At 72.8% G+C, this 9544-nt stretch carries 10 protein-coding genes; 1 reads left to right on the top strand and 9 read right to left on the bottom strand.

Annotated features, from left to right (window positions below; genetic code table 11):
• Window positions 1-77: 77 nt before the first annotated feature.
• From ABZ885_RS29830 to ABZ885_RS29800, 7 genes are all read right to left on the bottom strand, one after another.
• A complete protein-coding gene (locus ABZ885_RS29830) occupies window positions 78-482 on the bottom strand; it encodes a hypothetical protein (RefSeq protein ID WP_360195232.1) in 405 nt (134 codons plus the stop codon).
• Window positions 483-554: 72 nt separating this feature from the next.
• Complete coding sequence (locus ABZ885_RS29825; RefSeq protein ID WP_360195229.1) at window positions 555-1061, bottom strand: HEPN domain-containing protein; 507 nt, start codon at window positions 1059-1061, stop codon at window positions 555-557.
• A 71-nt stretch (window positions 1062-1132) separates the two neighbouring features.
• Entirely contained in the window at window positions 1133-2128 is a 996-nt protein-coding gene (locus ABZ885_RS29820; protein WP_360195226.1) for a hypothetical protein, read from the bottom strand.
• A 124-nt stretch (window positions 2129-2252) separates the two neighbouring features.
• Entirely contained in the window at window positions 2253-3521 is a 1269-nt protein-coding gene (locus tag ABZ885_RS29815; protein WP_360195223.1) for an ATP-grasp domain-containing protein, read from the bottom strand.
• A gap of 56 nt (window positions 3522-3577) precedes the next feature.
• Window positions 3578-4708 (bottom strand): GNAT family N-acetyltransferase, encoded by a 1131-nt coding sequence (locus ABZ885_RS29810; protein WP_360195220.1) that lies wholly within the window; start codon window positions 4706-4708, stop codon window positions 3578-3580.
• Complete coding sequence (locus tag ABZ885_RS29805; RefSeq protein WP_360195217.1) at window positions 4705-4944, bottom strand: hypothetical protein; 240 nt, start codon at window positions 4942-4944, stop codon at window positions 4705-4707. The genes ABZ885_RS29810 and ABZ885_RS29805 overlap by 4 nt, the downstream gene beginning before the upstream one ends.
• A 62-nt stretch (window positions 4945-5006) precedes the next feature.
• The gene (locus ABZ885_RS29800) at window positions 5007-6326 is read right to left on the bottom strand and encodes an MFS transporter (RefSeq protein ID WP_360195215.1); all 1320 of its coding nucleotides are present in this window, start codon (window positions 6324-6326) and stop codon (window positions 5007-5009) included.
• 188 nt (window positions 6327-6514) lie between these two features.
• On the opposite strand from ABZ885_RS29800, the gene ABZ885_RS29795 reads away from it, so the two are divergent.
• Window positions 6515-7066 (top strand): hypothetical protein, encoded by a 552-nt coding sequence (locus ABZ885_RS29795; protein WP_360195212.1) that lies wholly within the window; start codon window positions 6515-6517, stop codon window positions 7064-7066.
• Window positions 7067-7277: 211 nt separating this feature from the next.
• Here ABZ885_RS29795 and ABZ885_RS29790 read toward each other — a convergent pair whose 3' ends face one another.
• Both ABZ885_RS29790 and mobC read right to left on the bottom strand, forming a co-directional pair.
• The gene (locus ABZ885_RS29790) at window positions 7278-9014 is read right to left on the bottom strand and encodes a mobilization protein (protein WP_360195210.1); all 1737 of its coding nucleotides are present in this window, start codon (window positions 9012-9014) and stop codon (window positions 7278-7280) included.
• On the bottom strand, window positions 9004-9544 hold a 541-nt coding region (gene mobC, locus ABZ885_RS29785), incomplete at its 5' end, for a plasmid mobilization relaxosome protein MobC (RefSeq protein ID WP_360195207.1). The genes ABZ885_RS29790 and mobC, both read right to left, overlap by 11 nt.

Below are 9544 nucleotides of genomic sequence, written 5' to 3'. Positions count from 1 at the left end.
GCGATCTCTCGCGGTGCCGCCCCGTCGCCATTCGCCGGAGTCCACCAAAGGCCGGCCGTCAGGCCGCGCCCGCCGGCTCAGTTGAGATAGGTGCCGGCCCAGGCACCATCGAATCCGGTCGAGGCCATGGCGGTCTCGTAGTCGTCCCAGGCAACCTCGGGTGCCGAGAAGTGCAGCTCGAAGAACTCGACCGTCAGGGCGTCCTCCAGCCACTCGTGGCCGCAGCGGCAACGGACGAAAACGTGCGCACGAATGTTGAGGAGCAGCCAGTCGCGTAGCGCCTTGCACTCCTGGCAAGTGATCACGATGCCGTGCGGGTTGAGCTCGTCGTGGTGCGGGACCGCACGTATCACGGGCTGGTCCGGGGCGAGCGAGGGGAAGTCGGGGATCGAGAACTCGATTTGATCGAGCGGCGGAAGGTCAGCCGGCTCGAACGGGTCGTTGGAACCCTGGCCGTCGTGAGGTCTCGGCAGATCCGACAAGTAAAGCCCTTTCGTTGCAAGTGCTGGACCTAACCAGGTGATCGCCGATTTTATTCCCGAATCGGCATTTCGTTACCCAGGCGTGACCTTGACTGAGGTGCCGATCCGTCCCTGTACGTAGCCGAACAGGTCGTCGACGTACCGGCGGAACAGCACCGGGTTGGCACAGCACACTGCGGCCAGAGCGGGTGCCCCGTCGCTCGTCGTCGGGTAGCGCCCCTGGTCGCCCTTCGGGTCACGGCGGTGAAGGTCCCGGATGAAGTCGACGATCAGGTACCGGTCGCCGCCGGCGGCGAACAGGTCGTCGCCCTTCTCCTCCAGGCGGTTCAGCAGCTTCCCGAGGTCGTGGCCGTGCTTCTGGCCGGGCCCGAGGAGCGCCTTCAGGGAGAGTTCGGCCAGCTGTCGGGCGAGGAAGAAGGCCGGCTGGGCGATGCCTGCGGTGATCAGCGCGACGGCGCCCTGGTAGAACTCGCCGATGGTCTCCTCGGAGGCGTCCGCGCAGTGGGTACGGGACAGGCACAGCGCGGCGGGCCACTCGTGCTCGACATCCATCGCCCCGAACGGGCTCTCGTAGGTCATGCCGGGCATTCTGGACGCAGCAGGGCGAAGAGGCATGCGGTTTTCGCTTCGCGTCCCTCGTGCGTGTGACGTCACCGGTGGGGTGCTGGTGGCCGGTCGGCCGGCGTACTGCTGGCCTGCTGCTCAGCGGCCCGGGGCGGGCCGGCTGCACGGAGACTCGGCGAGCGTGCCTCCGCTGCGGCAGTGCGACCGGCAGGCGCGGCGGGGCCAACTTCACCGTGCAGGAGGGCGGCGAGCGCCGGGCCGGTGGTGAGCCAGGTGTCGATGTCCGACCAGAGCTCCGCGTTGCGTTCCTCGACCGCGGTCGTGTGGCCGGGCTCGATCGGTGCCCCGTCCGTCCGGATGTGGCGGCTCAGGGTGGGCGTCCACTCGTCCAGAGTCCGGGTGGCACTCGCGAAGCTGTCGGCCAGGGTGCGCAGCTGGTAACCGATCCGATCGGTTTTATCCCCAGGGGGAAGGTGGCGCTGGGCGGCGCGGCCGTCTCGAAGGAGGGCGTCGGCGTGGGGCAGCACCCTCTGGAGGTGGGCGAGCGTGTCGGCGTCTCGGCGGACCTTGCCGTCGCTGTACAGCTGCTCGTCCAGCGGCCAGCCGTCGTCATCACAAAGGCGGTCGGAGATCAAGTCCCAGTGGTCGGCAGCCCATTGGGCCCCCTGGAGGGCTTCTTCGAGGACGGCCAGCCGGTGACGGGCCAGGAGCCGGTCGTGGCACGGCAGCAGGGTGCGCTCGATGCCCTCTGCTGCGGTCTCCGGGGTGGCGGGGACCGCGAGGTGGAGCCGGTCGTCGGCGGCGGCCTGCCGGGTGTAGGCGTGCCCGTCGGTCAGGGCGAGCGAGCGGATCACGTAATAGGCGGGACCGGCGGCGGGCTGCTCCTGGGTGACGAGGAGGCCGATCGGCCGGGCGGGGTCGGTGAGGACGGAGGCGCTGCGGAAGTCGGCTGCCCGGACGGGTCCGAGGGTGAGCATCGAGACGATGTCGGCCATGTCCGGGTCGAGGTCGAGGTGATGCTCGGCTGTCCAGGTGCCGGGCAGGCGGGCGGCGAGGGCGGTGGCGTAGGAGGGGAGGTCCACGGGGTCCTGATCGGGGGGGGTTTGGGTGGGCTCAGGCAGGGGGTGCCGCCGACCGGTACGGACAGCTACGGTGGCGGGGCGGGCCCGGCGCGAGCAGTGCGCCGGGCCCTCCGCAGGTTCGGTGTCAGCCCTCCGTCGGGGCGGGGTCGACCTCGATGTCGAGCAGGCCCTCGGCGTGGGCGAGGTGCTCGTGGACCTGGGCGGCGTCGGTGCCGGTGACCACCAGGTGTCCCAGCCGCGCGGTGCCGAGGTCACCGGCCGGGGGCAGGAGGACCTGATCGCCCGGCTCGCACTCCCACACCAGGCGCTCCAGCCAGGCGGGATTGCCCAGTTCGGGTCGGGGGCGGGCGGTGCGGACGGTGCCGGAGTCGTCCGGGTAGAGGAAGCGGACGCCGGCGGCGGCGGAGCGGGTGGGGGTGAGGTCGGGTTCGCGGCCGAGCGCGATGTCGGCCGCCGCGGCGGCGAGGTCGATCCCGGTGGCGAGGTGCACCAGGTGTCCGATCAGGTCGCCGCCGATGCGCCCGTTGACCTCGATCAGCCGGGGCCCGTCGGCGGTCAGGCGCATCTCGACGTGCGAGATGCCGGCGTTCACGCCGAGGGCGTCCAGGGCGGACTCCGCGATCGGGCCGGCCTGGGCGAGCAGCGGGTCTCCGGCGACCACGACGTGGCCGACCTCCTCGAAGTGCGGTTCCGGTCCGAGCTCCTTGCGGGTGACGGCGACGGCGGTGGTGATGCCGTGCACCGTGACGCACTCGACCGAGATCTCGGGTCCGGCCAGGTACTCCTCGACGAGGAGGCCGCTGCCCTCCTCGCCCTGGTTCTCGGCCCGGCCGTTGGCGTAGGCGAACGCGCCCGGCAGGTCGTCGGGGTGCTCCACCTTGATCACGCCGATGCTCCCGGCGTGGGAGGCCGGCTTGAGGACCACGGGGTAGCCGATGCGGCGGGCCGCGCGGGCGGCGGTCACCAGGGAGGTGACCCGGATCGACTGGGCGGACGGCACACCTTCCGCCGCCCATACCGCCCGCGAGGCGGCCTTGTTGCGGCAGGCCGCGGCGGTGGCCGAGGACTGCCCGGGAACGCCGAGGTCGGCGGCGACGTGCGCGGCTGGGACCAGCGCGTACTCGTCCCAGGTCACGACGCCCTTGATGTCGTGGCGCTCGGCGAGGCGGGCGACCGCCCACCGCAGCTGCTCCAGGTCGCCCAGGTGGGCCACCTCGTGGTCGCGGACGTGGTCCAGCTGCCAGGTCGGATCGGTGGTGTCCACCAGGACCAGCGGGCTGCGCCCGGCGGCGGAGGCGAGACAGTACGACCTGTAGGCCCTGTCCCCGGAGCCCAGGACCAGGAGCACCCCCTCGTCACGGGTGTCGTTCGTCGGGGCGTTGGTGGTGGTCATGCTGGTCCTTCCGGTACGGGGCAGCGCGGCGCGTGGAACGGTGGGAACGGCGGGGTTCACCAGCGGGTCGACGGGGGCAGGTGCGGGGCGGCCTGGTCCCCGAGGCACTTGGACAGCCGTCGCAGCGCGTGCTCGGTGGCGGGCTGGTGGCCGGTCAGGTGGACGACGGTGCGCAGGATGCGCGGCCGGTAGCCGAGGCGCGCCTTCGCCAGGTGGTTGGCGCGACCGGCGTCGATGAGGATCGCGCCCTGGTCGGTCGCCCAGCGGGCGGACTCGCACATCAGCCACGTGTAGACGAGCGGGGCGAGGGGCTGTTCGTAGTCGAGGCCGGAGGCCCAGAGGTAGAGGCAGCCGTCGTACAACCAGCCGTAGATCCCGCCGACGAGGCGACCCTCGTGGCGGGCGGCGAGCAGGACGGTGCCGGGCACGGCGACGAGCTGCTCGAACATGTCGGTGCCGTACAACGCGGTGCCGTGGCGGTCGGCGGTGCCGGCGGCCAGCGGCGCGAAGTCCGGGACGGCGCGGAGGATGTCGGCGGTGCTGGTGAGCGGGTCAAGGACGAGGCCGGCTTCGGTGCCGCGGCGCCAGCGGCGGCGGATGTCCCTGCGCTGACGCGTCGGCATGCCCTGCCACCACTGCTCCAGGGTCGGTCCGAGGGTGCGGGTCCAAGCGACGTCGGTGGCCAGGTCCAGGACCGGTCCCGCACTGGTGGCGCGGGCGGCGGCGGTCAGCCGGTCGGCCTGGGCCTCGTTCAGCCCGGGATGGACGACTGCTCGGGCGCCGAGCTCGGCAGCGAGGTCGAGGCCGGCCCGGACGGTGGCGGCTGCGAGCGCGGTGGTCGCGGTGCCGGCGCCGCCGTACTCGGCGTGCGGGCTGTTGCCCGCGTACAGCACCGGGCCCGGCCACACGGGCGGCAGGCCGGCGTCGGTCTCCTGGCTCGTCCAGTACGGGGAGCCGGTCGCGTCGACGAGGAAGAAGGAGACGGTCTCCGCCTCGGCGCTGTCGGGGTCGGTCAGGTGCAGGTGGCGGTGGGCCAGGATTCGCTCGGTGGTCAGGGCCGACCACGCGCTCGCCCAGGCCCGGGTGCGCGAGGGATGGGGCGCACGGTGGGTGTCGGCCGGGGCGTCGGCCGGGTGCCCGTGCCAGCGCATGGTGGTCTCGGGTACGGCGGCGGTGGGGAAGGTCATGCGGCGGCGGTCTCCAGGGGGTGGCAGGCGAGTTGACGTTCGGTTGGTTGCCAGTCGGGGTGGGTGCTGGTGCGGCCGGTGTCGGTGTCGGTCCAGGTGACCCAGGCGAGGGTGTAGCCGTGGCGCAGGCCGCTGCCGCAGTGGTAGGTGACGTGCGGTCCGAAGGGCGTGTTGCGGGTTTTGATGGTGCAGCCGCAAGCGAGGGTGATGCGGAAGGGGCGGCGGCGAGCGGTCATGGCCACAGGCGTCTCCGTAGTGGGGCGAGGCGGATGGTCAGGTGTTGGGCCGGGAGGGGCGGTCAGGAAGCCTCGGCCCGCAGCGCCTTCTCCTGGGCGGTGGGCTCGGCGGCCGGGTTCTCGTAGGCGTGCCGGTGCCGGTGGAGACCCATAAGGCAGACGGTGGTGGCGACGGCGACGGCCAAGGCGCTCGCGAACAGCAGCGCCCGCACGTTGGCCGCCGGGACGGCAGCGACCAGCAGGCCGGCCAGCGGCAGCGGCACCAGGACGAGCAGGACGCAGACCGACAGCGTCGCGGCGAAGCGCCGGGCGGGGATCAGGCGGGCTCGGGCTGTGCGCAGGGCCACGGTCGCCGCGCCCTCGGCGGCCATCAGGGTGGCCACCGCCGCGGTGTAGGTGAGCAGGCTCGGGGCAAACGCTGCCGCGGCGGCGGCGGTGCAGGTGACAACGGAGGAAGCGAGGATCACGGGGAAAAGCCCGAAGCGGTCGATGGCGGACTTCGAGGCGAGGACGGCGACCAAGGAAGCGGCTGCCGCCACGCTCCAGACCAGCCCGGTCGCCGCGGTGCTGTGGTGCAGGTCCTCGGTGATGGTGATCGGAGTGGAGACCTGCAGGACGCCGGACGCGAAGTTGGCGGCGGCGAGCGTGCCGACCAGCCAGGCGAGGGCCGGGGTGCGCAGGACGCCGTCGAGGCCGCCGGCCAGCGCGTCGCGGGCCCGCTCGCGGCCGGTGTCCGCGACCAGTCGCAGGCGTACGCGCTGGGTGCTCATCACCAGGGCCGTGGTGATGGTGACGGTGGACAGGATCGCGACGGTGGACAGCAGGAGGGCGGGGCCTGCGAGCAGGAGCGCGCCGCCGATCAGTGGGCCGAGCAGGGCGGCGCTCTGGTCTATGGCGGTGAACCTCGACTGCACCCGGTGGGTCTGGGCGCCGGCCCGTCGGCTCGCCTCCGCGCCGAGGGACTCGACCGCCAGGAAGCTGCCTTCGGCGAGCATGCCGGCGATCACGCCGAAGCCGAGGACGACCGGCAGGCCCGCACCCAGGCTCACGCCCACCAGGGTGAGCACGGCTGCCGCTCCTCGGAGCAGGCTGGTCGCCAGGACCGCGGTCTGCGGGCTGTGGCGGTCGACCAGCGGCCCGCCGAGTACGATCGCCGCCAGCCTCGGCACCCACTCCAGCAGGAACGCCAGCCCGGTCCACATCACCGAGTGGGTGAGGGTGAGGACCAGCAGCGGCACGGCGTAGGTGATCACCGACCCCGCGAGGGCGTCGGTGCCGCGCAGCATGTAGCAGCGCAGGAGCCAGTCCCGGTCGCTCTGCGGCGCCCGCCGCAGGGCACGCCCAGCGCGGTCGCCGGGCTCCGTGAACGGGAAGACGGACATGTGCTGCTCCTGCTGGCGTCGGCGGCTCGGTGGTACGCCCGCCGACGAAGCCTTGGTCGCATCCGTCGGCGGGCGGACCCCAAGACTCCGCGCCACGCAGCCCGACGCATCGCGCCGATCATGTGATAAGGGCTGCGCTCGGGGGAACGGAGCATGGCTCCTGCCTGGCCTCCTCTAGGCTGTCGCGCGTGAGGAAATCGAAGGCGTTCAAGGAAGCCGCCGCCGAGACTCTGGCAGCGTTGGCCCGCCGAGGAGTCACCGTCAGGCCCGGGACGGTGGAGGACATCATCGAGGAGAGGGTGACAGCGGTCGCCCAGCAGCTGGGTATCCAGGTGCGCTCCGCCTGGGCGTACTTCAACCCCGACGTGCTCGCTGACGCCATCGCCAAGCAGCACCAGGAAGGTGCCGGGGACGACACGGCAGGACAGGCGCCGATGCCCCCTGTCGACAACCCTGAGCTGGCCCTGATCCTTGCGGGCGTGCCCGACGCGCTCGCCGAGTCGGGCGGCGACCTCTACAGCGTGATCGTCAACGTCGCGGTGAACGCCTGGATGGCAGGTCACATCCACGGAGAGGACGGCTGCGCGGGATGCGAGGGCGCCCGCGGTGACGCCGGCCACGACTGGGAGGCCCGGATGGCGACGATCACCTCCCTCAAGCCGGACCTCACCAAGTGGTTCGATCGGACGGTGTGGACCGCCGCGCTCCACGACAGCGGGTTCAGCGTCGAACGCCGCTGACCGGATTGAAATGGCGGGTTCCGGATCCACATCGACGGCATCGAAACGGGCGGACCCGACGGCCACGAGAGGCTCGCAACAGGGGCTTGGAGGGATGGGGAAGTGGTCCCGGCACGGCCCGGAGGACGATCTACCGGCCCCGGCGGCGCTCCATCCGGTCGCCCCGGGCACTGCTCTCCTACGGGCTGCAGGAGGGGAGTGCCCGGAGAGTTCAGCGTCGGCTGCGGACCTGGTGCCCGGGCGCGGGCGCGGGCGCAGGGGCTGCCGGCCTTCCGGCTTTGGTACGGGTGCCGGACGTCTCGGGATTGGCCGAGGGCGCGGCAGACAGCTTCGCGATCCGGCGGACCCGCCAGACCATGACGGCGGTGACGGAGTCCGCCGTGTCGAGTTCGCGGCGGTTCCTGGCTTTCTCCAGGAGCGCGGCCGGGTCGTGGCCTGCCGCCTCCGCCTCCGCGAGGGTGGCCGCGAGCGCGTCCCAGTCGCTCCCGCCGTGCTCGCCGGCCACGGCTTCGGGCAGCTTCGCCCGGATCGCAGCGTCCTGGCGCTCGCGCACCGGCGACGGCAAGGAGCGACCCCGCGCGGCCATGGCCGCCATCGGGCGGGCGGCAACCGTGGCATAGGCCGCCCGCAGCTGCTCGGCCGCCGCGCTGGCAGCGGCGGCCTGCTGGGCGTGCGAGCGCGCGGAGTGCCACCGGGCGGAGGCGATGGCCAGCAGGATCAGGGCCGACAGCAGCATGGCGGTCACGCCGCCGTCCTCGCCCCGGTTCCCGGTGTAGCCGCTGCTGAGCATCTCGCGGGCAGCTGCTCGCACTGCCCGGTTGTCGGCCCGCTCGGCGCGCACATGGGAGCGTGATACTCGCTCGAATGCCCGTGCTGCAGAGATGAGTTGGGCCCTGGTGTCGGCTGGGGCGCGGACGGCCAGCACGTCGATGATCTCGATCGCGCCGACCAGCTGCCCCGCTGCGTCCTCTTCGCTCCCTTCCTCTATGGTCCGGGTGGCGTCGTCGACCGCGGCGGCGGCATCCCGGCGGGCGCGGGCGGCCTTGGAGCCGGGCACACGGGCCGTGCCGGTGGCCGGGTCGCCCGGCTCGGCGGTGCTCGCCCCGGCGGCCCGGAGGCCGCCGCTCAGCCGCTTGCGGATGCGCGGGAGGGAGAGGTCGGGGGCCAGCTTCGAGCCGGGGAAGTAGACCGGGTCGCCCTTGCCGTTGCGGTCGTCGGGGTCCGCGACCGAGTATCCCAGGGTGTCTCCGGAGGGTCCGATGCGCCGCTGCACCAGCAGGCCGGCGGCGGCGAGGCGGTCGAAGAACTCGGCTTCGCTCGCGCAGCCCGCGACGGCGCGGCGCACCTGGTCCCGCAGCTGGAGGCGTACGGGTTCCGGTCGTCCGAGCCGCTCGGCTTTGTGGGTTTCCGCGCTGGTCGGGCGCTTGGCGGCGGTCTTGTCGCCGGGGTTGAGCTGCTTGAGGCCGAGATCCTTCTCGATCTGCCGGCACTCGTCCTGGGCGCGCTGGGCGTCACCGTTGAGGCGGGCTTGGCGCCCGTCGCCGCGTACGACGGTGGCCATGATGTGGATGTGGCGCGGGTCGTGGCGGACCGCGATCCAGCGGCATCCGTCCGGGTCGCCGGGCTCGGCGATGCCGGCGGCAGCGACGACGCGGCGGGCGACCTCGGCCCACTCCTCGTCGGAGAGCAGCCGGTCGTCGGGGTCCGCGCTGACGGGGCAGTGCCAGACGTGCTTCTTTGGCCGCCTCGGTCCGAGCTGGTTGACCCGCAGGTCCAGGACCTGCTCCAGCTGCTTCAGGTTCGCCGAGGGGTCGCGGCCGGGGTCGGGCGCGAAGCCGTCCCAGCTCGCCACCAGGTGTGGGTCGAAGTGCTCGTCGTGCTTGCCGGGGCCGTAGAGGTAGGCCAACAGGCCGTACGTCTTGCTGCCGCGGCTGATGTCAGGGACCACTCGGTCCACCGGCGACCAGCTGGGCGGCGGCATCGTCGACCACGGCGACCGCGGCGCGGACGGCTCCGAGCGTCGGGGCCAGCTCTGCCGGCTGTACGTAGCCGGCGGCGTTGAGACCGAAGACCAGCTGGTTGAGGTTGTTGCCGACGCGGGCGAGCTGCGCGCGGGAGGCAGCGAGTTCGTCGACGGCGCGGTCGAGGCGGTCTTGCGGGTCGCGGTCAGCGGGTGTTCCGCGGGCGGCGCTGATGGCGCTGGTCGCGAGGAAGCGACCGACGGTGACGGCGCGGGCAGCGGCGGCGGTGGCGATCTCGGCTTTCTCTTCAGTGTTCAGACGCACGGTCAGTTTGCACGTGCGGCTCTGGGGGTCGCGGTGGCGACGGCGCGGGCGGCGCGCGGGCGGCGCGTCGGCAATCGACTCAGCGGTCGGCTCGGTGGCGTCGTTCAGCAGCTCGATCGTCTCCTCCTCCTTCTCCTTCCCGGCACCCCCTGGTGCCGGGAGACCGAGGACGAGTCGAGCGCCCCCGCTCGAC

The organism is Kitasatospora sp. NPDC047058, from assembly GCF_040643935.1.
Classification (GTDB): domain Bacteria; phylum Actinomycetota; class Actinomycetes; order Streptomycetales; family Streptomycetaceae; genus Kitasatospora.
The sequence above is the reverse complement of the archived record's forward strand: the minus strand, read 5'-3'. Positions and strand labels throughout refer to the sequence as shown.